This is a genomic window from Amycolatopsis sp. cmx-11-51 (genome assembly GCF_047608665.1).
Lineage (GTDB): Bacteria > Actinomycetota > Actinomycetes > Mycobacteriales > Pseudonocardiaceae > Amycolatopsis.
Genome location: NZ_JADNQO010000024.1, coordinates 28,774 through 51,336 on the forward strand (window position 1 = coordinate 28,774; position 22,563 = coordinate 51,336).

Below are 22,563 nucleotides of genomic sequence, written 5' to 3' on the forward strand. Positions count from 1 at the left end.
ATCGTGTGCGGCGGCCGAGCCGGATGGTCCAACAGCGGGTCGGCAGGCCCTCACCTGTCCCGAATGACAGCACCCTTCAGAGGTATCTGGGCAGCCTTCTCGACGCCTCCCGCCCCGACGCGCCCTCGCTGTGCTGACCCATGCCTGTCCGGCACCCTCATCCAGGGTGACCGGCCTGTCCACGAGAGCAATCTTCAACGACGCCGTCGTGACCGCCGACCGTGATGACAACCTGCTTCGTATTTCCCATCATAGTTCCGTTGAAAATTCATAAAACGCCCGAGATACCGGGAAGCAGCTTCGTATCCGCGGAGATGGCCAGCCAACGACGATGGCAGCCGCAACAACCAAAGAGGTATCGCATCATCTTTTTTCGCATCACCGAGCATCTGGTCCCGCCCAATTCACGTGGTTACAGTGAAGTTTCCGGCTTCAGGCCGGAGCATTCACTCGGGGCGCTGGGTTTGCGACCTGAGACTCCTTCGACGAAGGACGTACTCTATGCAACGGTTAACAAGAAACCGAAGGCTCATTGTCAGTGTGGTAACAGGAATCATGACACTGGTGTCAACCTGGTTCGCTTCGGATGCGCACTCGGCGGCCGCCGCCGGCTATACCCTCGTGCAGGAAATAGAGACGCAAGGCCGTCACGTCAAGCTCTGGCGCAACACCGATACCGGCAAACACCATGGCGAAATCACCAACGCGAAATGGCCTGACCAGCTGATGCTCACCGGAAGCGGTTGTCCCGGAGACCCGGTGAACTGTTACGTGACCTATGTGCCGCCGGGTGCGAGCGTCGCCAACACTCCGGAGGTCACCGGCGTGGTCGATGCTTGTGGGTACGCGGGAGGAGCTGGGTGGAAATGCACTTGTGTCGTCTGCCTGCACACCGAGGACCAACAGTCCTCGGCAGTGTCGCGCCTTGACGCGGTCAGCCGAGAAAATCAACCCAAGGAGAATGCGATCTGATCAAAACCGTGCTGATGATCGGCAAGTGAACAGAACTCTCATCGTTGGAAGGAAACCATGTCGAAGTTCTGGGGAAGAGTCGGCGTCGTAGGTCTAACGACAGCCGCGATCGCTCTGTGGGGCGGAACCGCCGCCGCCGCGCCGGAGCCTGCGTCTCCGGCGCTCGCTGCGATCACAGACCTGGGCACGTTGCCAGGAGACTCGTGGAGCGAGGGTCAGAGTGTGAACTCGCAAGGTGTGGTCGTCGGCGCTTCGCACACGAACGGCCGTGTTCGTGCTGTCCGGTGGTCGACCAACGGCACGGCGACCGCCCTTGCAGCGCTGCCCGGTGATCCGAGCAGTTACGGCTGGGCCGTCAATACCGCTGGGACGGCCGCCGGCGCGTCGCTCGATTCACAAGTCAATCCGCGTGCCGTCCGCTGGTCTGCATCCGGTGTCGTCACCGCCCTGTCCGGCATCGGCGGAACAAGCAGTTACGCCTATGGAATCAACGACAGCGGCGCTGCCAGCGGTTACGCGACGACCAGTGCCGGCCAGCGGCACGCGGTGCGCTGGGGCGCCACCGGCGGCGTAACCGACCTAGGGACGCTTCCAGGAGATAGTGCCAGCGAAGCCCGCCGTGTCAATAATCACGGTGTGGTCGTCGGCGTATCCACACTGGCAGCTCAGAGCAGAGCTGTCCGATGGACCGTGAACGGGACCGCCACCGAACTCCCCGGCCTCGGCGGATCGACAACCGTGGCCTGGGGCATCAACGACGACGGCGTCGTCGTCGGCAACTCCACCACGGTGAACGGCCAAACTCACGCCGTCCGCTGGAGCGCCACCGGGGCGGTCACCGACCTCGGAGTCCTGCCCGGTGATTCCGCGAGCTACGCATGGGGCGTAGACGCCAGTGGTAATAGCTCGGGCGCCTCGTTCAGCGGAAGCCAGGCACATGCCGTCACATGGGACGCCGGCGGCGCCGTCACCCCCCTCGGAGCTCTCCCCGGCGGCACCAGCAGCCACGCGGTCTCCATCGCCGCGAAAACCTTCGCCGCGGGAAGCGCCCTGACATCGCAGGGCAACTCCAGAGCCGTGCGGTGGACGTTGTAATCCGGTAGAAGCCGGGCCTGGTCGGCAGCGTTCCCGCGCTGCCGACCAGGCTGGGTGAAATCATCGCTTCACAGCAACGCCCACTCGCTCCGCTCGGTCGAGACCCGGTCACCCTCGGTTCCGCCGGCTGAAAGCCACACCGCAGCGGGGAGTCGACAGGGTGGCGGGCCGGTGTCAGTCGGTCCCCGGTTCCACGTCCAGCACCACCTTGGCGGCGATGCGCCGGGTCCAGCAGTGCTCAGGCGGCCTCGATGAAGCGTTCCCACAAGCCGGGCTAGGCGACCTCCGGGGACAGCTTTCCTGCCGCCACGAAATCCAGCGGGGTGGCCAGCTCCGGCCCGGCCTCGCGGGTGTCGCCGAACGTCCAGCCGATGTTCTGTACGACTCGGACATCGCGTCGAACGTAGGGCTCAACCGTGCCATCGATCTGATCGAACAGGGCGACAGCAGGGTGAGTTTCCTTCAGCAACGGCGAAGCGAGCTATACCGGTTGAATTCGGCGACATTTCCCTTGGTGCCCGGTTGAAACGTACCCGCACCCGCACTGTTGTCATAGTACTTGTTGACATACATACAGAATGAACCCGAGTTCCTGTTGTTCCAACTCCTGGTACGATCATCGAAGTTCTGCGCTGACAAGTCCGGTGAACCGACCTGGAAGAACGCCATAGCGCCTTGGCCGTCATCTCCCGCGAACAGGCACATATGCCCCGCCGGACAACGGTCGTATCCCGTGGCAGCGTCCGCCGCGGTCACGGTTCCGGCCATTGTGGCCAATGTGATCACCGCAACCCCGAGACTTTTCTTGAAAATCGACATCTGCTCCCTTTCTGTTTTAGCTACTTCTTGGTTCGTGCCCAGACTGACGATCATCTCGCCATTCTCGCCAAGTGGTAGCGATGCAAGCAGGAGACGGCGAGCGCCTCCCCGCACGCCAAGCCTGTTCCTCGGCGACAACACCAGCCACGTAGAGCGCTTCAATCAGGCTTGCCGCCGGGGCACCGCGCGGGAACCTTTCGTTCTGGCGGCCGTGGCCACGTGAATTGCCGGAAGAGCGACCGCTCGATCCAAGCACGTCCGCAGGATTCAGCCTTGTCCAGCACCGCGGGAAAGGCAATGATTCCGCGATGCGATGTGCTCACCTTACGATGCGCTATCGGATATCGTCACGGGTCATTCACCTATAAAGGAGCCATGCCTGCCAGCGTACTAACCGGCAGTGTCGGCTGCTCGGCTCTGGCACACCTTGACGCCGCCGCCCTCGCGCCGCCGAGATGACATGACGCTGAAGTTCAAGGCTTCATAGGGTTACGTCACTCTCGCCATACGTCGAAGCCTTACTCTGCGGCGCTTCGCTGACCGGGGCTTCCGTTCGGGCCCCCCGTGGTGTGCCGAACCAGGTAGTAAGGGCTTTTCGCAACGCAAGCACGGCTGTGTTCGTCGGTTCGTCGATGGCCGCGGTCCACGCGATATGGGCATCTGGCCGGATCAGCAAGGCATCGGCGGGCCGGTCACGGGTCTTTGCGGTCTGGATGATGACACGGGCGTCCCACTCTCGTGCGGCCTCGCGTAGCTCCGGCCGATCGGCGAGATCGAGCAGGATGGGTTGCGCGGTCTGCATCAGCTCCGCGACGCTCGTGGTAGTGCCGTGTTCGGTTTGGAGCGTGAAGTCGGGAACGAAGGTCCCGGTCAGCGCGTGGTGATCATAGACGTGCAAGGGATAACGAATGTCTGTACCGGCGAGCAGTCCTCCGATACGGCGTAGTGGTTGCTCATCAGCGAAGAGTTCCAGGAAGAGCGTCCGCAGTGCGTCGGCCGCCGCGTCCTGGCCGCGTCGAAGAGCCACTTGAGCCTGCGTGTGGAGCATAGTCCTCATGCCGGCCATCTGGCGTTCGCCGTGATAGGTGTCCACCAGTCCCGGTGGTGCCCAGGCGTTGATGTCCGCCGCCAGCTTCCACGCGAGGTTGACCGCGTCCAGCATGCCGGTGTTCAGGCCCACACCCGTAGCGGGGAAGAGGTGCGCCGCGTCTCCGGCCAGCAGAATTCGGCCGCTGCGATATCGTTCGGCCTGGCGCGCCTGAAAGTGGTAGCGCGAAAGCCGGATCGTCTCTTTCAGCGGCAGCTCTACGCCGAGGACACGGCGGACACTGTCCTGGAACTCGGCCAGTGTCATCGGTACGTTGTCGTCAGTCTCGGCGTCCTCATTCTCGGTGGTGGACACGAGCAGAACCTCTGGAGTGAGTGCCCCGTATCCGAAGACGCCTCGCTCTGTGCGCGTGAAGCCGGCCTTGATCGTGCCGCGCCCGGGCAAGTCAAGGGCTTCGCCGGCGCCGGGTCCTGCCAATGAATCAGGCAACGTGATTTGCCCGAGCCGGTTGACCTCGGGATAGGTCGCCCCTACGAACGCGATGCCGGCCAGTTCACGAATCCTGCTGCGCCCCCCGTCACAACCAACCAAGTATCGAGAGGTCACTTGGTAGCGTCCGTCAGGTCCGTTCACTTCGGCGGTCACTGTAGTGCCGTCCTGCGTGAGATCGACCACCTCGTGTCCGCGGCGAACGACCGCACCCAATTCGCGAGCCCGCTCGTCCAGAAGACGCTCGAGTTCCGGCTGAGGAAGGGTAAGGCCTCGCAGCGGTGGTTCGGGCAGAGGCGAGAAGTCCACATGTACTTCGCCGAACGGGTAGCGAGGGGCAGGATGACTCGGCGCGGTACAGGCCTCTTCGAACTTCTCCAGCAAACCCCTGTAACGAAGAAGCTCCAAGATTTGCCCGCCGAGCCCGTTGGCTTTCGGGATTTCGCGGAGCTGTGCCTGCCGCTCCAGAACCAACGGTCGGACACCGGCCAGTCGCAATTCACCGGCCAGCATCAGACCGACCGGGCCGGCGCCCACAATGACGACATCGACTTCGGGTGGCACATCCTGGCCTGTCGCGGATCGACCGGCGGAGACAGGGCTCATTACTCACTCCAACTTTTTGGGATCTGGATCTTGCCGGTTATTCTGCGGCACCGACCAGGGCTTGCCACAAGCCCCCCTGTGCGCTATATCTTGAAAATGAGAGGACGCCATGAGCAACACAGGCGCGTGTCACGGGTTCACGACCTGACGCAAATCGGAAATCGCAGCGAACAGAGCCCTGAACACGTGTTATATACAAAATGTTATTGATTTTTCACAATGAGCATGACCGAACTGTTTGCGTTCTAGCGCTTCCGGTGACCAAGATCATTGGTCAAATGTTCGAAATCTTCCACCGATGGGAAGGACCCGTCTTCACGGCGCCCGGCACTCGTCGGCAAGATGCGCAACCGGGCGGCTGGTTCATCCGCTGCGGGGCCGACGCTCAGAGCGGCCGCGGGCGTCGCGACTGTCAGGTGCGGGAAGGGAACAGCTTCTCGGCAGCTAGCCGGATGGCCTTGACAGCGGGGCGTTGACCACCCTCGGCATGCCAGGCTAGTGCCGAAGTGCACGGATCTATTCCGGTGACGTCGAGAAACGCGATGCCCGGGCGTGGAAAGAAATCTCTGGCCGCCGCGGGCTGGAACGCGATGGCTCTGCCCTGCGCTACCGTGGCCAGCAGTGACTCGACATCTCTCACGACTGGCCCGTACTGGACCGGGGTACCGTCCGGACGTGGGTCCACTGCCCAGAACTTCCTCCATACCTGTGGGCATTCGGGCGGGTAGTCGATCATCACTCGCCCTCGGAGTTCTGCGAGAGATACCTTCTTTTTGGAGGCGAGCGGGTCTTCCGCCGGCACACACACGACGCGAGGTTCGGTCGCGAGATGATGAGTCTGGATCTGCTCGGGCGCAGGCGGGCGACAGAAGACCACGTCCACGTCCCCCGTGTAAAGACTCTGAAAATGTTCTGTAGCGCTGAGCAGCCGGACCTCGATGCGCATGTCCGGATGCTGCCGTACCACTTCGGCCAACACGACGCGGGTATGTTCCATGGCCGCCTCGGCGCCAATCGTTCCCACGACCAGGTTCATTGTCGCCGTTTGGGAGTATTCGATTGCGACTCGGTGGAGTTCCTCCGTCGCCGCGAGGACTGCCGCGACCTTGGGGAGGGCGACCTTGCCTGCCGCTGTCAGCTTGACGGACCGTTGGTTTCGGTCGAGAAGTTGGATTCCGAGACGTTGTTCCAACACGGTGAACTGCCGACTCAGCGCTGGCTGGCTCATGAACAGCCGTGCAGCTGCGCGACCGAAGTGTAACTCCTCGGCCAAGACGAAAAAAGTTCTCAGCTGGTGTACTGTCGGTGCATTCCAGTGGTTCATTTGTACCCCATCCCCAGCTTCGCACGGATCAGCCACTCCGGACACGGTTTGCCTGAACATCCGATGTCAGCAACTCGTGTGCACTCGCTACACCCATGCTTTCTTACTTCCGTTTCGAACGAGACAATCTCACCGGATCAGCCGGGGTCGACAGAGACCACCTTGATCTGGATTCATACTTTGCTGCCATGAAAGTTCCGGGAGTTCAAGACCGCGTAGGTTCCACCTGTTTCCAGAAGCATGTTTTCGCCGTATCGCTTCGACCCGCAGTTCGTCGTACTCGTCACTCCAGTGGCCTCCATGACAGAGCATGCTACCTCCTAGGATAGCGAGTGTGCCGCAGTCGTCGAGCTGCTCCTAGCCCTACTTCGGCCGCTGACTCACGTAGCGTGATCAGGAATGCGCGACAACGCTCTTCTCCCTCTGCGGTCGCCGACGTAGCGGCAAAAGTGACACGTTTCGCGCTTGGTTCCCCGATCTGGGCGACTACGACGCCTTCGGGTAAGGCTGAAACCATCAGACCAGGGACGACAGCCAGCCCTAATCCCGCCGTCACCAGGCCAAACTTGGAGACCCAATCACGGACGACAAAGTCTATGTTGAGCTGCTTGTCTGATTGATTCCAGATACCGAGCAGCCCTTCGACCGGGTGGGCGGCTCCGGAAATCCATCGTTCTTCGCGCAACTCCTCGCCAGTGACGCTACGCCTGCCGGCAAGCCGATGAGTGACAGGCATGGCCACATACAACTGGTCCTCGATTATCGGAGTGAAGTCGATTCCCGCTGGTTGACGGTGAGGTTCTGTAATTATGGCCATGTCGAGCCGCCCACTTACCAGTGACGCCAGCAGTGCTGCCGAGAGCCCTTCTCGTAGCGTGATGCGAGTCAGCGGCTCGCGGGTTGCATACTCGTTGATGGCAGCCGGCACCAGAGCCGCCATCGCGGTGGAGTAGGCACCGACTCGTAATCGGCGAACGGACCGGGAGCCCAGTTCGCGCAGCAATTGTTCAGTTACGCTCAGCTCATTGAGCATGGTGTCCGCATGTTGCGCGACAATTCGTCCTGCATCCGTTGGTCGGACGCCACGAGCCTGCCGATCAAATAGAGCAACACCGGCTGCTTTCTCCATCAAAGCTATCTGCCGGGAAACAGCAGATTGGGTATATCCCAAGTTCTCGGCCGCCGTCGAAAACGAACCATATCGTACCGCCGCCCGAACCACCCGTAAACCCAAAATCGTGAAGTCACTCATGCGAGACAATCATATCAGATATGCACAGATGTCACTTGTCGCTCGACTGGCGCCTGCGTAGCGTCAGGCTCATGAGCACAGAGAACAACAGGAAACTTCTCGTAACGGTGTTCGACCAGTTGGCAGCGGGAAACGCTCGCGCTCTGACCGATGCCATGGCCGACGAGTGCCGATGGGTCTTTCCTGGTGATTGGTCGTGGGGCGGCGTTTGGGAACCGAAATCGGAGGTGGTGCACAAGTTGCTCCGACCGCTGATGGCGCAGTTCTCCGACAATTACCGTAGCGAAGCCGACATGATCATCGCGGCCGAGGATCGAGTGATCGTGCAAGCACGCGGCCATGCCACCACGAAGCATGGAAAGCCTTACGATCAGACATACTGTTTTATCTTCCGCCTGGCAAACAATCGCATCGTCGAGGTCGTCGAGTATTGCAACTCCGCACTGGTCGAGAAGGTTCTCGAACTTCCCACTCATTGATTCGCCGATCGAGGTTGTTCATCAATCACAACAATCCGAATCACAAACCTGCGATCCAAGTTAGAACTGGCCATGGTAACGCTAGCAACGTGATCTTCACCGGCTTCTCACCTCGCAGATCGAACCCGAAGGCACCTGGCAGCGAATGAACTGCCAGGTGCCTTACACGGTGATCAAGCACTTGCGTCATGCGATGAGCCCGACATCGTGCCCCACGCCGTCCGCAGTGGAACATCACCCGTCATCACATATGGAAGACAATTCCCCTTATCAAGGGGTGAATCCAATTTTGCCGCCGCGATTTTCGAACACCGGTCAGCGATGTTTGCGCATGGCTCTTGGTAGCATTAGTGCCACTAACACTGTGCACACCGTTCCACTGGCGCCTGCAATCACAAGAGTGACTCGAGCGTCGGCGAGGTCGAGCAACAAGCCGCCGCCGATATAGGATAATGCGGCGGCCACTCCGATCGCACCGTACAGATTACCGAACACTCTTCCCAGCATCTTCGACGGCACGATTCGCTGCAGGATCGTCGAGGAGGCCACGTCCATGCCGGCAAGGCCGAGCCCTCTCGTGGCCTGCACGGCGAACGCGGCGGTCACCGACCAGGCCAGACCCGTCAGGAGATTGCCCGCACTGCTCACGAAGAACCCGGCGATCAGAAGCATAGGCATCGCGACCTTATTACTGAACCGGCTCAACAACGCGTACCCGACCAGGAGGCCTATCCCGACTGCCCCTAACAGCAGGCCCACGGAGGCATCGCCTGACTTCAGCTCTTCTTTGGCCAACAGCACCAGTGCCACATCGTCGATCCCATTGAAGGCTACCACCGCACAGAAACCCAGGGACAGGATCCGCACAACAGGGGTGCGCGAAATGTAGCCGAGACCGACTCTCGCCTGAGCCAGCAACGTCAGGTTGTCTGGATCCGGCTCAGGACACATTGGCTTGGTGGCAGTCAGTATCGCGGCGGACAACAAGAACGACGCCGCATCCACCACCAATACGCCGCGGATACCGAGGAGGGGCAGCATGGCGGCGGCGATAAGAGGACCGAAGGCTTCGGCGCAGTTGGAGCCGAAGCCGACAGCCGAGTTCGCGGTCTCCAGGTCCCGACCGCCCACCATGGTTGGAATGGCTGCCCGGGAGGCGGGTTGAAAAACCTGCGAGGCGACGGCACGGACACCTACCAGCACCAGCAGAAAGGGTAGTGGCGGCAGTGTCAGTGCGATAAGCAAAATCAGCACTCCCTGCACTACCTCGCAAGTAATCATTACTCTACGCAGGTCGAACCGATCACTGATCGCTCCGGCGAGCGGGCCGAACAGTGAGGGCACGAAATCGCCGACCAGTAGCAGCAAAGCCACCGCCAGACCCTGGCCGGTGGAATTTGCCACATGAAGCATCAACGTGACAAGGCTGAGCGAATCCCCAGTATAAGAGATCACTCGTGCTGAGAACAGAGCCCGCAGCGGCAGGCTGGCACGTAGCAGCTGCATCGCACTCGAGGGCCCTGCTCCAGCGTCGAGGCCGGACATGGAATAAACTCCGTAATATTCTGCCTAGCGCGATTTCGCTGACACACCGAACCGGCCGCGAGTGCATTCCGTGCCGATCTTCTTGCTCCCCTGGTCCCATCAGTGAAGGCGGGCCGCACGATCGGAAAGCCCAGTCCAGTTCGGCCCTGAGCTTCCTCCGTCTACGGCGATCCCGAAACGCGACATCGATGGACTTTATTCAGTCGCGCGGGTGAGCCACAGCGGGCCTGAACTACTGCTTGTTGCCACGTCGTTCTTCACACAGTGTGCGCACCGCCCGCAGCTCTGTTTCGACAATGGTCATCTGCCGCGCGACGGCCTCCTCCGGCGTCCTCTCTGGGAACAGAAGGGTGAACTGGTACTCGGCGCCCTCCCCGCTGGGCAGGACACGCGTGAACACTCCTTGAGGAGGGTCCTCGGCGATCAACAGGTCGACGGTCCCATGCTCCCGCGAGACGCGCACGACCATGCGTGTCTCGGTTCCACCACTCTCGACCAGCCACGCTCCGTCATCAGGACGCACAGCGGACGCGGCGCCCGGAGCCCACAGAGGCAGATTGCGCGGATCGGACACCAGGTCAAGGACGACTCCTGGCGTTGCCTTGATGGACACTGACCGTGTTTCGGCACGAAACGTTTCAATAGGCACGTGCTGATCATAAGCACATGCCTACCAGTTGTCCAGCGGCAATGTCCGGCCCGGGCCAACATACGGCAGAGAGGCCCCGATGGCGCAACACTGCACTGCGAGGACGGACCCGGTCTTCTCACGCCCGTAGTCTTCCGCTTGTCGGATCAGCTCCAACGGCCTTCGACCCGGCATCACCGCGCGACGAACGTGGGCCCGACGCACGTTGTCGCACCACTGGGACCCGCAGCTGCCCGACCCGCTTGGACAGTCGTCTTGGAAAGCCGGACACAAACAGCGCTCCGGCCGCTCCGATTACGCAGGGCTACCCGACCAGACCGTCGGAGAACTCGGCGTCCCTACAGGACGGCAACGCTCAACCTGCACAGCACGACTGTCGCGATGTTCAGCGCGATCAGACGCCGCCGGCGGGTGATGTGCTGCAAACCGCTTACCTTCGGATTCCCAGCCCAGGTGCCAGCCGGTACAGGCGGCACAGATGGCTGGAGGTGCTGGTCGAGCGCTCCTGACGCATGTCGCTTTTCTACACCGTGACAACACCCGGCCGCACCGCTTCGGTCCGCTGCAAGTCGACAGGCAGAACGCGAGATGGCCATCCGTCGCTCGTCAAAGTGCCATCGTGTTCCCTGTTTACCCGCCTCCGTGGTGTGAGACACCCCTGTGTGAGTGGGGGTTCCTGGCCGAGGGTGGGATCGGTGATCCTGTACACGTGTCCGGTACCCCCGCACCTTCCGCGGGCGGTATGGTCCGGATCGCCCCGGCCCTCCGATCGACTCGGCGGGCCGAGGCTGCGGCTCGTTAACCGTGACTCGGAGACTGCACGTTTTGCTTGGCCTCTTGCGCGCGTTCGGTGACTTCATCGGTGGCGGCGTGTGCTTCGTCGGTCACCGTGGACGCGGAATCGGCGGCTTCGGACTTGACCGACTCGACCGCCTGCTTCACCGGCTCACGCAGGTTGTCCTTCACTTCCTCGGCGACATGTTGGGCCACCGGCTGGACGTGTTCTCGTGCGAGATCCGTCGCCTGATCGACCAGTCGGCGTTCGGGATCGCTGGCGGGCAGCAGCGACGAGATCAGCCACCCCGCGCCGAAGGCGATCACTCCCGCGGCCAGCGGATTACCTTGGGTACCGCGGCGAATGGCCGCGGGGGCTTCGCCGATCGACTCCGCGGCCGAACTCACCCGGTCCGCGGCCTCGGACGCGACCGAACCGGCGCCGTCCCGGGCCGTGGAGGCAACGGAACCAGCCTTGTCGCCCACTTTCGAAGCCTGTTCGGCGCCTGTGCCCATCACCCTGTCCTTCGCACGGGTCACCGCGTTTCGGACCTTGCCGACTCGGCGTTCGACGATACGGCCGGGGGTGACCTTCTCCGTCAAGGCATCCACATCAGTGCCCAAAGTGCGTTGTGTCCGCTCGATTTCCCCGCGGATCCTGTCCGGCTCGGTCATGGTCGCTCACCCTTCACTGCCGCGGGAACCTGCTGGAGTGTGTCGATGGTCTGTTCGGGTTTCGGAGAAACGCGGCGGATCGCGCTGCGCCCGGTGGTGTAGAGCACAACACCGATGACGGTCCATACCGCGGCCACGATGAGCGCCGCCCAACCCTGGTCCATGACGTTGGCGAGGCCCCACCACAGTGCCAGCGACAGGAAGAGAAGGACCATGTAACCGGCGAATCCGGCGCCACCGAGCATTCCTGCCCCTTTGGCCGCCTTGCCCGCCTCAGCCTTCATCTCGGCCTTCGCGAGTTCGACCTCCTGACGGACCAGGGTGGAGAGGTCCTTCATCACGTTGGTCATGAGCTCACCGACGGACGTGTCCGAGACGTCGGCGTGCTGTTCTGTGGCAGGCGTGCCACCCGGAACCTGTGGCATCACGGCATCTCACCGGAAGCGGAAGTTCGGGCTCCGATCGGGGGCACGGGTGCCGGCGGTTGCGGGGCGGAAAAACCCGCCGGGCCGGCCGCGGCGTTCGGTAACGCACCTTCGGCGATGGCGGGCTGTGCGGGGGTGACCGGCGACGGTTCGGAAGGCAGCGACGGAGCGCCCGGTGCCGGACTCGCGGAGGCTTGGCCCGGGTGCTGAGCGGTTTCTGTCCGAGAGCCGGATTCCTTCGGCTCACCGGCGACGGCGGCGCGAGTCAGCCTGCCCACGATGGCACCCGCGATCGCGGCGCCCACCAAGAACGTGCCGGGGCGCCGACGGGCGAACCGACGAACTTCATCGACCAGCTGTCCCGGCTCGCGTTCGTCCAGCCAGTGCGCCACCGCGTCGACGTGCCCGGACGCCTGCCGGGCGAGATCCGTCGCGACACCGGGAGATTCCGCCCGCTCGGCCATCCGGTCGAGTTGCCCAGCCAGGCCGTGCAGGCTCTGTGCCGCTTGCCGCTGGCCGTTGCGGGCCTGCTCCTCCAACTGACCCCTGCCCTCCCGCAGGAGATCGCGGGCCTCGTGCTGACTGTGTTCGGCGACGTGCTTCGCTTCCGCCACAGCGGTTTTGACCACTGAGTCGCCTCGTTCGGCCACCGTTCCGGCGACTTCTTTCGCCTCGTCTTTCGCTCTCTGCGATGTCGACGGCGAGTCGGTGCCGTGTGCCGGTGGCGCCTGTCCATCCGGTCCCTGTGACATATGAACCTCCTGCACGAGAAGAACTTCGGAGTGATCCGAGATGATCCGGTACTTCTCACCGGCTCATCTCAGTCAGGGCTACCCGGGCGGTTTCGGCGCAAACAAAAAGAATTTCAGCGCGACTTCGGATCCTGCCGAGCGGCCGTCCCTAAGATGTTTCCCGGCCACGAAGCCGGGTAGTCGGCTCGTATGACTCAAACCGAGGGCGCCGAGCGGCGGTATCCACCCCAACGAGCCGCTACCGTTGTCGGCGCGATATTCCTGCTGGTCGGGTTGGCCGGCTTCATCCCCGGTATCACCACCGACTACGGCGAAATGCGGTTCGCCGGTGCACACTCGGACGCGAGATTGTTCGGCGTCTTCGCCGTTTCGATTCTGCACAACGTGGTTCATTTGATCTTCGGCGTCGTCGGGATCCTGGTGGCGGCCAAATCGCGCTCGGGCTCCCGCGTGTTCCTGATGGTGGGTGGAGGCATCTACCTCCTCCTGAGCGTCTACGGCCTGGGCACATCCGAGCACAGCGCCGCGAACTTCCTTCCGCTGAACTCCGCCGACAACTGGCTGCACTTCGGTCTGGGGATCGGGATGATCGCTTTGGGTGTGATCACGACCGCGATCGAGCGTAAGCGTGGTGACTATCCGGAGCCCGAGATTCAGCACCAGTAGCCAAGGAAAGAGGAGAAAAGTTGCCTGATGCAGACACGTCGCCGGGGTAGCGGCGTACAGTTTTTCCGGATCCCAGCCGCCTCCGGCCCCGCCCGCGGCGTGCCCGGCTCGGCGTCCATCACTTCGTGAAGACGATGACCATCCGTTCATCTTCGTACGAATCCTTCGTTCCGGTCACCCGCGAGGGGCTTATCTGTCCGCCGCGGCGCGGTGACGGTGGCAGGAGGTGCACACGAGGGTCTTCGCCACCTCAACGCCATTGTCGGCGACGAGTCGCGCCACGCGAACAGCGGCGTAGCCGCAAACCTCGCACTCGATGGCGGTGCTGTCGCGGCTGATGATCATGCGGTTCGGCACGGGATCTCCCTGCTCGGGCAGTGTTCTCCCGCATACCCGTGGCCCGGGTCGAAACACATCGAAAAGTCGCGACCACCCGGATGGAGTAACGTCAAGGCTGCTCCTCGGCACCCGGTGTCTCCCTCGTCGTTTCGGGCGATGCTGCCGGGGTAGGCATGCGCATCGACGAACCCTACGTGCGATTCGTACGCACGACGCCTACTACCAGTAGCTCGACCGAGCCGGACGCGACGGCGAACCCGCCAAGATCATTCTGCTCTACCGACCCCAAGACCTCGGTCTGCAGAAATTCGGCTTTGCCGCTGACCCACCCGAGGAACTTCTCGGTCACGTCGCGAAAACCCTGGGCGAACACGACGCGCCGTCACGGCCTGCCGAACTGAAGGACGTGGTGGCCGGTTGAGCGGCCCGGACCAGGAATTTTCCGGCATCGAATCGTTTACGAATCGGTTTGCGCCGACGACAAGCGGGTAACCGGGTAACAGCCGGTCAGCGCGACTGTCCCGGTTGGACGCTCGTTCCCGATCTTGAGGACCCCACGATGACCACCTCCGATGACGTTCGCTCCGAGTTCGGGGAAGCGGTCAACATGACCGCTTCCGAACTGGAAAAATGGCTCGATACCGAGGAGTCCAAGGGTGCCGGTCAGCACAGCGGTGACGGGGAATCCATCGGACACGAATCAGGCCGCCGGATCGTCGGTCTGTTGCGTGAGAAGCAGGCCGACCGTACGGCGGAAGACGAGGAGCACATGCGCAAGGTCGTGGGCTACGTCCACCGGCATCTCGCGCAACGCCCGTCGGGCGACGTGCGGGAGACACGATGGCGTTACTCGCTGATGAATTGGGGCCATGACCCCTGCAAATAGCCCGCGGCTCCCTTGCCGCCCGTCTCGGGGCCCGAACGATTGAGCGCCGCTTCACCGGGTATTCGGGCGAAACGGCTGTACGCGGGTGCGCGTCGGTCGAGACACGCTCCTCCACCGTTGAGACGCCCTGCTGACCGAGGTGACCGCATGAGGATCGCGATGATTTCCGAACACGCCAGCCCGCTCGCCGCCGGAGCCGACGCCGGAAGCCAGAGCATCCACGTCGCCGCGCTTTCCGCCGCGTTGGTCAGGCAAGGGCATGAAGTGACCGTCTACACGCGCCGAGAGAGCCGTCGCGTCCCTGCGATGGTTCAAGTGCCGGACGGTTACCGAGTCGTCCACGTCCCGGCAGGACCAGCGAAGAGACTTTCGAAAGACGATTTGCTGCCGTTCATGGGGGAGTTCGGCCGGATCCTCCGTTCTCGCTGGGCCAAGGATCGGCCGGATGTCGCCCACGCGCATTTTTGGATGTCGGGCCTCGCTTCGGTGCTCGCGGCGAAGGATCTCGACATCCCGGTGACTCAGACCTTTCACGCTCTCGGAGCGGTGGAACGGCATCATCAGGGCCCGCATGACACGAGCCCGGCGGACCGTGTCCGGCTCGAACGGATCATCGCGAAGCAAGTCGACCAAGTGATCGCGACCAGTTCGAAGGAGGTGTTCGAACTCGTCCGGATGGGGTTGCCGCGTTCGCGCGCCGCGGTGATCCCGTGCGGAGTAGACCTCTCGATGTTCACCCCGGCTGGAGACGTCGCACCTCGTAGAGCTCGACACAGGGTCGTCTGCGCCGGGAAGCTCGTTCCGCGCAAAGGATTCGACACCGCCATCTTCGCGCTTGCGGCCTTGCCCGAGACGGAACTGGTCATCGCGGGCGGCCCGGAGTCCGGTGCGTTCGCGCATTCCCCTGAAGTCCGGCGGCTGAGGGCGACCGCCGCGTACGCCGGGGTCGGCGATCGCGTGTCCTTTCCGGGCGCGGTCTCCCGGGAGAAAATGCCTGCCCTTCTGCGGTCGGCCGACGCCGTCGTCTGCACGCCGTGGTACGAATCGTTCGGGATCGTTCCGCTGGAAGCGATGGCGTGCGAAGTCCCGGTCGTGGCGGCAGCTGTCGGCGGCCTGACCGACACCGTCATCGACGGTACGACCGGTCTGCTCGTACCACCCCGCAAGCCGAGGGAGCTGGCGAGCGCCCTCGGCCGGCTGATCAAGGACGCGTCGCTAAGGGAAGCCTTCGGGCTGGCCGGGGTGGATCGGGTCCGAGCACGGTACTCTTGGGATCGAGTGGCCAGCGACTGTCTCCGTGCTTACGGCCGAATTCTGCGAGGTGGGACGTTCGCCGTTCCAGCCGCTTCGCCCTCCTGAGCCCTTAAGAATTCGTTAAGTGTCAGGTCAGACTTCGCGGCGAGCCCTTCGGCGACCTGCCGCAGCTCTGTTGCCCGAGGGTGCATCGCGGTGCTCCTCCGCGATATGCAATCGGGCTTTGGTCTTGGCACCGATGAGCGCGATCGCCGCGTGGGTCGCGAACAGCCCGCCGTCGTCGTCGGCTTGGTCACCGAAGGCGTTGTGGGCGCGTGAGTGGAGGTTCAACGAGCCGAGGGTGGTCTCGCTGACGAACAACCGATACGACAGCATCAAGCGAACCCCGGTCTCGACTGTCTTCGGTCGGGTAGACGTCAGGTGGCGATGACGCGCTGTGCCTGTGGACCCTCTGTCCCTGGCCGGCCTCGAACTCCACGCAGACTTAATCTCGAGGGTCGTTGTCGCAGGTAGCAGGCCCCATCGCGCCTTGACCCGTCACAACCCGGACCGCGGACGTCAGCCAGATGGGCGAGTTTGACGATCGAGGTCCGCGAGGTACTTGATTGGGGTACACGGCAGCGCTCGGCCCTTCGGATCGGCACAGGATCCGCGTTGACGGTGTCACCAGAGGCGGTACGCGAACCGCGACGACGCCGGGGGCCAGCGCGATCCCCGCCGTCGACACGGCCAAGCCGAGCACCGTCGGGCCACGAACCGAACCGATGTGGTGATCCGCGTACACCGGTCGCGGCGTCCGCGCGGAGATCGGCAGGCCGTACCCCTGGCGTGCGTTGTCACGGTCCCAGCCGCTGACGAATTCTTCTCGTCAGCGGCTGAGAGCGTAATTCGTGATCGGTGATCGAAGAGCCCTCTGGGATCAGTCCTATTTCTAGCTCTTGGAACCCTTCGTCTCCGCCACGGCCTGGTTCTTGGCCGAATCGGCCTTGCCCTTGGCCGTTCCGACGGCGTCCTGAATCGTCGAATACGTCCCGTACAGTGCAGGATCGGGCTTAGGAGCGGTGCCGGGGCCGCCGAGCGGTTCGGGGTCGACCAGGTACTCGATCTCCTCTCCGCGGAAGCTCCAGTTGCCCTCGGCGCCGTCTGTGCCGTCGGAAAGACGCCAGACGGTGTTGTTGTGCTCCTGGTTCTCCTCGTCGAGTAAGGCGTCCGGGACGATCGCACCCCCGAGGCCGTCGGCTTCGAGTTCTTCGATGGCCGCCAGCCACTGCTTCTGGTGCACCGTGTCGCGGGCGAGATTGAACTGCAGCATCGCCTTCACGCCGGGATCGTCGGTCATGTTGTACAACCGGGCCGTCTGCAGTCGCCCCTGCGCCTCGGCAGCGGCGTTCGCCCGGAAATCGGCCAGCAGATTCCCGCTCGCCACGATGTACCGGCCGTTCCACGGATAACCCTGACTGTCGGCCGGGAGTGCACCACCGCCCGCGATGATCGCTTGCTGCGGATCCATCCCGCCAAGGATCGCCGCCGTCACCGGATCCTTCGCCGCCTCGGCGGTCGCCGTCGCGGGCGCGCCTTCCAGCAACCGGGCGACCATCGTGGCGAGCATTTCGACATGCCCGATCTCCTCGGTCGCCGTATCCATGATCAAATCTTTGTACTTACCTTCGATCCGGCAATTCCAACCCTGAAACAAGTACTGCATGGTCACGGTCATCTCACCGTACGCACCACCGATCAGCTCCTGCAGCTTCCGGGCGTACAGGGCGTCGGGCTTTTCCGGCTTGGCTTCGAACTGCAACAGTTTGGTATGACGGAACACAAGTAACCTCCAACGGATGAAAAGATGTCAGCGGGAGTCGGCGATGGGTGCTTTCGCTCCCGAGACGGGCACGACACCCAAAACGATCATTCCGAGACCGAGCCCAAGGTGCAGCCAGTTGTCGGCACTGTTCAGCGGGACGAAGTTCGCCGCCGAACCGTGATCGATCAACAGCCCGTACAGCCAGAGCACGAGGTAGATCACTCCACCGACGATCAGGAAGGATTTCGCTCCCTTGACGGTCCGCGACAGCAGAATCCCCGCGATCCCGAACGCCAGATGGACAATGTTGTGCAGGATCGAAACCTGGAACATACCCAGCAACAGGGCCCCGGATTCGTGGCCTGCACCCATCAATTGATCGTAATTCGTGGTGACGCCGGGAATGAATCCCAAAACGCCGACGAGCAGGAAGACCGCACCTACGGCCATCGCGAAAAGCTGACGTGGACTTCGCCGGACTTTGGTAGCCGATGCAGTCATGGTGCTTCCTTTCGATACACGTGAAAATGGACGAGCCGCACACCTGGATGTCGTTCCGGGCCGGCCTTCTCCAACCCGGAATCGGGCGAACATGGTGTCGAGTACCCCTGGTGCGGCCTCTCACACCGAGATGAGTGAGCTATTTCGTCGTGATCGATGAAATACAGGGAGATACCTCGGTGACACCGCTCAGCGGACGGGTCGGCCGGTGCGATCAGAACAGGTCGAGCGCCCGCAGGATGAAAAGCCCGCCACCCCCACGACGAAGACTGCGATCACGATGATCGTGGAATCGGTTGCGGGTGCGACAGACCTGAGGCCTGACCCACGTCCGGCGGGGTGTCACCGCGTGTCGCGAGAAGAACAGGCCTCAGCCCGGCCCCCCCGGTGAGACTGGTTCCGGCAGGCGAGGCGGTCGTCTTGTCCTCGCGTAGCCAATCGAGAAGCGTGCGGTAGACGACATCGTCGTGGAGTAAAGCGAAATGGTTCAGCCCGCCGAGCCAGACGATATCGGCGTCCTCGGTCAGCTCGTCGGCCGCGACCGGACTCACCAGGAGATCGCCGATCAACCGGCCCCACACGCTTCCCTCTGTCCGTGACACCGTGGCGGAGACGAAGAGCCGGTGGATACCGCTGGAAGGCAAGGGCGAAGCTTCACCGGGCAGGTCTGGATCATCGGCCCATTGCCGGTGATGGACATAGCCGTGCGCGAGGTCTTGAATGCCATCGCTGCGCAGAGCGAACAACTTGGTCAGCGGAGTCGCCAAAGGCGTCTTGCCCAACAGTGTCGTGAGCTGGGCGACGCCCCGTTCCAGTGGCGCGCCACCGTGTGGTGTGCCCAGGCACACCAGCCTTGTCACGAGGGAAAGCCATGGCGCATCTAGTTCCTGCGCACGGTACAGGGCGCTTCGTGCCACGAGGCCGCCCATGGAATGCCCGACGAGAATGATCTCGGTGACGGGTACTGGCCACGCGGCCACCAGCCGGGAAAGCAAGGCGACCAGTTCATCACCGTTCTCCGAGACGTGGCGGCCCGAGTTGTACCGCACGTAAACCGGACTGCCACCGAGGTCGCCTGCCAAGCGCGCCCCGAAGTCACCCCCAGGCTTGGAACCGCGAAACCAGCCTCGTTCGGTCTCGACCAGTCCGTGCAGAAGGACCACCAAACTCCCGTCGGCCTCCGGGAAGGCCGCGGCGAGCGATCGAGCGTCGAGTCCGACCGGTCGCCGTCCGATGCGGACGGTCATGCCACCGTCAGGCTTACGATCGCTCGCGGATCGTCCCGATCTGAACATTCCTTGGGCGATGCCGACGAATTGGTGCCCGGCAGCCGACTCGAGGATCGAGCTCGACCAGAGGTCCCGGGTGAGCGAGGCGGGCAGCTGCGAAGCCGCCTGTGCCAAAGAGGCCCAAGCGCTTACGAGTTCTCTCAGCGGCGCGGTCGGCGACTTCATGATCTTGCCGCGCGAAGACAGATCTTCGCCGCGTAGTAGCCGTATCGGCGTTCGAGTAGGCCTTTACGACGGAGGAGGTGCGCAAAATGACGGACGACGTCGCGAGACCTTGCATGAGCGACTGCTTCGCTCGGCGGCGCCACTGAAGAGATGGCCATGGACGTCCTTCCCCGAAGCTTGCGTCGCCGGGGCTGGGGCGACCTGTCGTACCATCGCCGAATTCCCCACCGGACGAGCATTAAACAAGTCGCGACGTGCGCCTGGCCACTTCGGGTCAGCGGTGGGCGATACCTCCCTCGCCGTGCGGCCCGGCCCGTCGACCAGTAGCTGGTCGGGATGTGGCCCGCCACGACCAGCCGGGCGCTGGCGGCCCGACACAGAGCTGCTGGTCACGCTCGTCCTTCGCCGAGATCGACTCGACGTCGCTCAAGGTGCCCATCCGTGACGATTCGCATAGACCTGCGGAGGCCATGACGCGCTGCCGACGCGATCGACCAGGCGAGGAAGGTAGCCGAATGGCTGCTCCGGCTCGCCCCGCACCTGCCCTTGGCCGTGCCCGTACTGGTGGCGGTGAGAGAACCGGTAACAACAACCGTGGCCGCTCGGACGGAACCACCGACCACGAGAACGCTCTCTACCTTCGAGAAAACGCCCGCAGGACGCTGTCGCAAAGTTCTTCGCCGACCGAGTGTTCGGCCCTGACCGTCGTTCGATCCCCGTTCAGTGGCCCATCAGTGTGCGATCGAGATCCGCAGGGCCACCACAATCCGCGGAAGCTTCGCCGCTGGATCTCGACGGAGACGTTATTCTGGACGAGCATCGTGTCCGCCGACCTCCCATGCCCCGTCACTTGTCTCGACATGCCACTCACGCCCAGTGGCACGCTCCCTCACCAGCCAGCTCAGCCTGTACACCTCGTGAGGTCGCCGAGCCGGCGGCCGACGCACTCGTCCTGAGCCTGCAAGCCGCGCCTCGTGAGGCGACTCAGCGGTTGCGTAACGGTCCCCCGCCGTGGCTCACTGTCTATCCGGGCTACTCCGATCCGAGCCCCGCGGTGAAAACTCTGGCCCGGACCGGCGATGTACGGGTATTGCCGATGCTCGGGTGGATGCTGGAGCACGAGCGGAGACCGGACGGCTTCGGTGGGATGATCAGTGGGCTCGGCGCGGAGGCGACCGGCCTGTTGCCGATAATCCTTCAGCAACTATCCGATGATGACCAGTCGTTGCGTATCGGCCTGCTCAGGGCGTTGTCCGCGATGGGCCCGGCGGCCGCTCCGGCCGTGCCGGAGCTGCTGGGTCTGCAACCCAACTGGTACGTGTTGGACACGCTAAGGCAGATAGGGGCCTGCGGCCGCCGAAGCGATTCCGATGCTGCGCTTGCTGCTCGACGATCCGGACAACGACGTGGCGGCGGCGCGTGCCTTGTGGAGTGTCGAAGGCGATCCCGAGCCACTCCTGTCAGTCTTCACGCGGCATCTAGGCAACGACACACCGGCCGCGTACTCGGCTCTGGACGGGATTGGCGAGGTAGGGTCGGCAGCGGCCGCGCTGTCTCCCGGCCTGCGCGCGTGGATCGACCGAGCGGAAACGGGTCGCCAGCACTGGATCGCCGAGGCACTCTGGCGAATCACGGGTGACGGCGAGACCGCGCTGCCTGTGCTGACAGCTGCGTGGACTGCGGAACCGCACACCCGGCGGCCGATCGTGACCTGTCTAGCTGACATGGGAGCAGCCGCAGCACTGTTGCGCACCGAACTCAGGTCCGTCCGACGGCACACTGTGCGGCGTATCTCGGCGTATGTCGACTTGTATCAAACCAGTATCGCGTCCGACGAACTACTGCGCTTGTGCGCGAAGACCCTGGCCGCCATCGACCGATCCTGACCGACCTCATCCCTGACTCTCGCGGTCGAGCCTGCCTAACCGACTGCGCACGCGCTCTCGGTCCCCTGCACGGGCTCGGCTCGGCGATGTTGTGGAGTCCGTGTGGACACCGGGCATTCAGCCGCTAAGTTCGTGTGGGTGTCCGGATGTCGCGAGATATCGATCTCGCATGACCAGTGGATTCTCCGATGTCTCGATGAGGGAAGGCGGGTTCTTGATCTTCCTCTGGGTGTTTCCGTACCGTTGGTTCAGTCGATAGGGTCTCTGTGCTGAGCAACTCGGTCTTTGGGTGCGGATGACTACTGTCTGGTCTTTGTCGGAGCTGGACGCCGTGTTCCGGCGATCCTGGGATTAGCGAACCTGTGACCCTGCCATCTCGTGGGATTCCGCTAACCCTGCTGCTGGGCACTGTGGTGTCACATCGATGGCCGTAACGGAGCTCCTTGGCGGTGTCTTGCTCTGGTCGGAGGTCTTTCGACGCGATGGCCGGCCCGACGGGCTCCACTATTGGAATCGTTTGCCGAGCGGCTTGGAACTCGACCTCACTCGTGATCAGTTCCGAGACGGCGAATATTTCGGCGAGTCGTCCGTGCAGCGGCCGATCCGAATCGCAACCGCACGAATGGCCACGCGGTATGACCTCTTTGCATGCCGTGTGCGAGCTCGTCTGGGCGGGTTGGTACCGGAAGGAATCCCGGCGGCGCGCACCGGCTCCCAAAGTGTCGAGATGCCGTCAGAGTCTTAACCTGGGTCTTTCGCGCAATGTGATGTAGAACTGGCCTGAAAATGGAGGAAGTGCCTGTCCTGTAAGGGAAAATTGGGCTTGCGACGGTCCAAGATTCACTCGATAGGAAGGCACTCCCTTGGTG

At 63.1% G+C, this 22,563-nt stretch carries 23 protein-coding genes; 7 read left to right on the plus strand and 16 right to left on the minus strand.

The window, feature by feature from the left end; all coding sequences use genetic code 11:
- The first annotated feature begins 564 nt into the window (after positions 1-564).
- Positions 565-972, plus strand: coding sequence for a hypothetical protein (locus tag ACM6LU_RS37120; RefSeq protein ID WP_414942541.1), 408 nt, complete (start codon positions 565-567; stop codon positions 970-972).
- A gap of 222 nt (positions 973-1,194) precedes the next feature.
- The gene (locus ACM6LU_RS37125; protein WP_414942542.1) at positions 1,195-2,067 is read left to right on the plus strand and encodes a hypothetical protein; all 873 of its coding nucleotides are present in this window, start codon (positions 1,195-1,197) and stop codon (positions 2,065-2,067) included.
- Positions 2,068-2,341: 274 nt separating this feature from the next.
- Here ACM6LU_RS37125 and ACM6LU_RS37130 read toward each other — a convergent pair whose 3' ends face one another.
- From ACM6LU_RS37130 to ACM6LU_RS37150, 5 genes are all read right to left on the minus strand, one after another.
- Positions 2,342-2,536: a hypothetical protein gene (locus tag ACM6LU_RS37130; protein WP_414942543.1), complete on the minus strand. Its 195-nt coding sequence runs from the start codon at positions 2,534-2,536 to the stop codon at positions 2,342-2,344.
- Positions 2,530-2,940 (minus strand): peptidase inhibitor family I36 protein, encoded by a 411-nt coding sequence (locus ACM6LU_RS37135; protein ID WP_414942544.1) that lies wholly within the window; start codon positions 2,938-2,940, stop codon positions 2,530-2,532. Before ACM6LU_RS37135 ends, ACM6LU_RS37130 begins: the two co-directional genes overlap by 7 nt.
- A 427-nt stretch (positions 2,941-3,367) precedes the next feature.
- A complete protein-coding gene (locus ACM6LU_RS37140) occupies positions 3,368-5,029 on the minus strand; it encodes an FAD-dependent monooxygenase (protein ID WP_414942545.1) in 1,662 nt (553 codons plus the stop codon).
- A gap of 412 nt (positions 5,030-5,441) precedes the next feature.
- Positions 5,442-6,353: a LysR family transcriptional regulator gene (locus ACM6LU_RS37145; protein WP_414942546.1), complete on the minus strand. Its 912-nt coding sequence runs from the start codon at positions 6,351-6,353 to the stop codon at positions 5,442-5,444.
- Positions 6,354-6,666: 313 nt separating this feature from the next.
- Positions 6,667-7,605, minus strand: a complete 939-nt coding sequence (locus tag ACM6LU_RS37150) for a LysR family transcriptional regulator (protein ID WP_414942547.1) — start codon at positions 7,603-7,605, stop codon at positions 6,667-6,669.
- 71 nt (positions 7,606-7,676) lie between these two features.
- Here ACM6LU_RS37150 and ACM6LU_RS37155 point away from each other — a divergent pair, with 71 nt between their 5' ends.
- Positions 7,677-8,084, plus strand: a complete 408-nt coding sequence (locus ACM6LU_RS37155; RefSeq protein WP_414942548.1) for a nuclear transport factor 2 family protein — start codon at positions 7,677-7,679, stop codon at positions 8,082-8,084.
- Positions 8,085-8,399: 315 nt separating this feature from the next.
- Here the strand turns inward: ACM6LU_RS37155 and ACM6LU_RS37160 are convergent, their stop codons facing one another.
- The 5 genes from ACM6LU_RS37160 to ACM6LU_RS37180 form a co-directional block, all read right to left on the minus strand.
- Entirely contained in the window at positions 8,400-9,629 is a 1,230-nt protein-coding gene (locus tag ACM6LU_RS37160) for an MFS transporter (RefSeq protein WP_414942549.1), read from the minus strand.
- A gap of 232 nt (positions 9,630-9,861) precedes the next feature.
- Positions 9,862-10,278, minus strand: a complete 417-nt coding sequence (locus ACM6LU_RS37165; protein ID WP_414942550.1) for an SRPBCC family protein — start codon at positions 10,276-10,278, stop codon at positions 9,862-9,864.
- Between the two features lie 798 nt (positions 10,279-11,076).
- Positions 11,077-11,727 (minus strand): DUF3618 domain-containing protein, encoded by a 651-nt coding sequence (locus ACM6LU_RS37170; RefSeq protein ID WP_414942551.1) that lies wholly within the window; start codon positions 11,725-11,727, stop codon positions 11,077-11,079.
- Complete coding sequence (locus ACM6LU_RS37175; protein ID WP_414942552.1) at positions 11,724-12,152, minus strand: phage holin family protein; 429 nt, start codon at positions 12,150-12,152, stop codon at positions 11,724-11,726. Before ACM6LU_RS37175 ends, ACM6LU_RS37170 begins: the two co-directional genes overlap by 4 nt.
- The gene (locus ACM6LU_RS37180) at positions 12,152-12,904 is read right to left on the minus strand and encodes a hypothetical protein (protein WP_414942553.1); all 753 of its coding nucleotides are present in this window, start codon (positions 12,902-12,904) and stop codon (positions 12,152-12,154) included. The genes ACM6LU_RS37175 and ACM6LU_RS37180 overlap by 1 nt, the downstream gene beginning before the upstream one ends.
- A gap of 189 nt (positions 12,905-13,093) precedes the next feature.
- Here ACM6LU_RS37180 and ACM6LU_RS37185 point away from each other — a divergent pair, with 189 nt between their 5' ends.
- Positions 13,094-13,570 carry a DUF4383 domain-containing protein gene (locus tag ACM6LU_RS37185; RefSeq protein ID WP_414942554.1) on the plus strand — a complete coding sequence of 159 codons (477 nt, stop codon included), beginning with the start codon at positions 13,094-13,096 and terminating at the stop codon, positions 13,568-13,570.
- A 189-nt stretch (positions 13,571-13,759) separates the two neighbouring features.
- Here the strand turns inward: ACM6LU_RS37185 and ACM6LU_RS37190 are convergent, their stop codons facing one another.
- Positions 13,760-13,927 carry a hypothetical protein gene (locus ACM6LU_RS37190; protein ID WP_414942555.1) on the minus strand — a complete coding sequence of 56 codons (168 nt, stop codon included), beginning with the start codon at positions 13,925-13,927 and terminating at the stop codon, positions 13,760-13,762.
- A 172-nt stretch (positions 13,928-14,099) separates the two neighbouring features.
- Positions 14,100-14,258 (minus strand): hypothetical protein, encoded by a 159-nt coding sequence (locus ACM6LU_RS37195; RefSeq protein WP_414942556.1) that lies wholly within the window; start codon positions 14,256-14,258, stop codon positions 14,100-14,102.
- A 210-nt stretch (positions 14,259-14,468) separates the two neighbouring features.
- On the opposite strand from ACM6LU_RS37195, the gene ACM6LU_RS37200 reads away from it, so the two are divergent.
- Positions 14,469-14,795: a DUF3140 domain-containing protein gene (locus ACM6LU_RS37200; protein WP_414942557.1), complete on the plus strand. Its 327-nt coding sequence runs from the start codon at positions 14,469-14,471 to the stop codon at positions 14,793-14,795.
- A 147-nt stretch (positions 14,796-14,942) separates the two neighbouring features.
- Entirely contained in the window at positions 14,943-16,154 is a 1,212-nt protein-coding gene (locus tag ACM6LU_RS37205; RefSeq protein ID WP_414942558.1) for a glycosyltransferase, read from the plus strand.
- Positions 16,155-16,181: 27 nt separating this feature from the next.
- On the opposite strand, the gene ACM6LU_RS37210 is transcribed toward ACM6LU_RS37205, so the two are convergent.
- The 4 genes from ACM6LU_RS37210 to ACM6LU_RS37225 form a co-directional block, all read right to left on the minus strand.
- Positions 16,182-16,424, minus strand: coding sequence for a hypothetical protein (locus ACM6LU_RS37210; RefSeq protein WP_414942559.1), 243 nt, complete (start codon positions 16,422-16,424; stop codon positions 16,182-16,184).
- Between the two features lie 556 nt (positions 16,425-16,980).
- The gene (locus tag ACM6LU_RS37215) at positions 16,981-17,871 is read right to left on the minus strand and encodes a manganese catalase family protein (RefSeq protein WP_414942560.1); all 891 of its coding nucleotides are present in this window, start codon (positions 17,869-17,871) and stop codon (positions 16,981-16,983) included.
- A 27-nt stretch (positions 17,872-17,898) separates the two neighbouring features.
- Positions 17,899-18,354 carry a DUF4383 domain-containing protein gene (locus ACM6LU_RS37220; protein ID WP_414942563.1) on the minus strand — a complete coding sequence of 152 codons (456 nt, stop codon included), beginning with the start codon at positions 18,352-18,354 and terminating at the stop codon, positions 17,899-17,901.
- A 275-nt stretch (positions 18,355-18,629) separates the two neighbouring features.
- Positions 18,630-19,436 carry an esterase/lipase family protein gene (locus ACM6LU_RS37225; RefSeq protein ID WP_414942561.1) on the minus strand — a complete coding sequence of 269 codons (807 nt, stop codon included), beginning with the start codon at positions 19,434-19,436 and terminating at the stop codon, positions 18,630-18,632.
- A 1,742-nt stretch (positions 19,437-21,178) separates the two neighbouring features.
- On the opposite strand from ACM6LU_RS37225, the gene ACM6LU_RS37230 reads away from it, so the two are divergent.
- Entirely contained in the window at positions 21,179-21,694 is a 516-nt protein-coding gene (locus tag ACM6LU_RS37230; protein WP_414942562.1) for a hypothetical protein, read from the plus strand.
- Positions 21,695-22,563 lie beyond the last annotated feature (869 nt).

Coding starts and splice junctions, on each gene's coding strand:
- ACM6LU_RS37155 (WP_414942548.1), top strand. CDS start 7,677: ATGAGCACAGAGAACAACAGGAAACTTCTCGTAACGGTGTTCGACCAG.
- ACM6LU_RS37150 (WP_414942547.1), bottom strand. CDS start 7,605: ATGAGTGACTTCACGATTTTGGGTTTACGGGTGGTTCGGGCGGCGGTA.
- ACM6LU_RS37220 (WP_414942563.1), bottom strand. CDS start 18,354: ATGACTGCATCGGCTACCAAAGTCCGGCGAAGTCCACGTCAGCTTTTC.
- ACM6LU_RS37230 (WP_414942562.1), top strand. CDS start 21,179: ATGCTGCGCTTGCTGCTCGACGATCCGGACAACGACGTGGCGGCGGCG.
- ACM6LU_RS37145 (WP_414942546.1), bottom strand. CDS start 6,353: ATGAACCACTGGAATGCACCGACAGTACACCAGCTGAGAACTTTTTTC.
- ACM6LU_RS37140 (WP_414942545.1), bottom strand. CDS start 5,029: ATGAGCCCTGTCTCCGCCGGTCGATCCGCGACAGGCCAGGATGTGCCA.
- ACM6LU_RS37185 (WP_414942554.1), top strand. CDS start 13,094: ATGACTCAAACCGAGGGCGCCGAGCGGCGGTATCCACCCCAACGAGCC.
- ACM6LU_RS37205 (WP_414942558.1), top strand. CDS start 14,943: ATGAGGATCGCGATGATTTCCGAACACGCCAGCCCGCTCGCCGCCGGA.
- ACM6LU_RS37160 (WP_414942549.1), bottom strand. CDS start 9,629: ATGTCCGGCCTCGACGCTGGAGCAGGGCCCTCGAGTGCGATGCAGCTG.
- ACM6LU_RS37135 (WP_414942544.1), bottom strand. CDS start 2,940: ATGATCGTCAGTCTGGGCACGAACCAAGAAGTAGCTAAAACAGAAAGG.
- ACM6LU_RS37210 (WP_414942559.1), bottom strand. CDS start 16,424: ATGCTGTCGTATCGGTTGTTCGTCAGCGAGACCACCCTCGGCTCGTTG.
- ACM6LU_RS37170 (WP_414942551.1), bottom strand. CDS start 11,727: ATGACCGAGCCGGACAGGATCCGCGGGGAAATCGAGCGGACACAACGC.
- ACM6LU_RS37180 (WP_414942553.1), bottom strand. CDS start 12,904: ATGTCACAGGGACCGGATGGACAGGCGCCACCGGCACACGGCACCGAC.
- ACM6LU_RS37200 (WP_414942557.1), top strand. CDS start 14,469: ATGACCACCTCCGATGACGTTCGCTCCGAGTTCGGGGAAGCGGTCAAC.
- ACM6LU_RS37175 (WP_414942552.1), bottom strand. CDS start 12,152: ATGCCACAGGTTCCGGGTGGCACGCCTGCCACAGAACAGCACGCCGAC.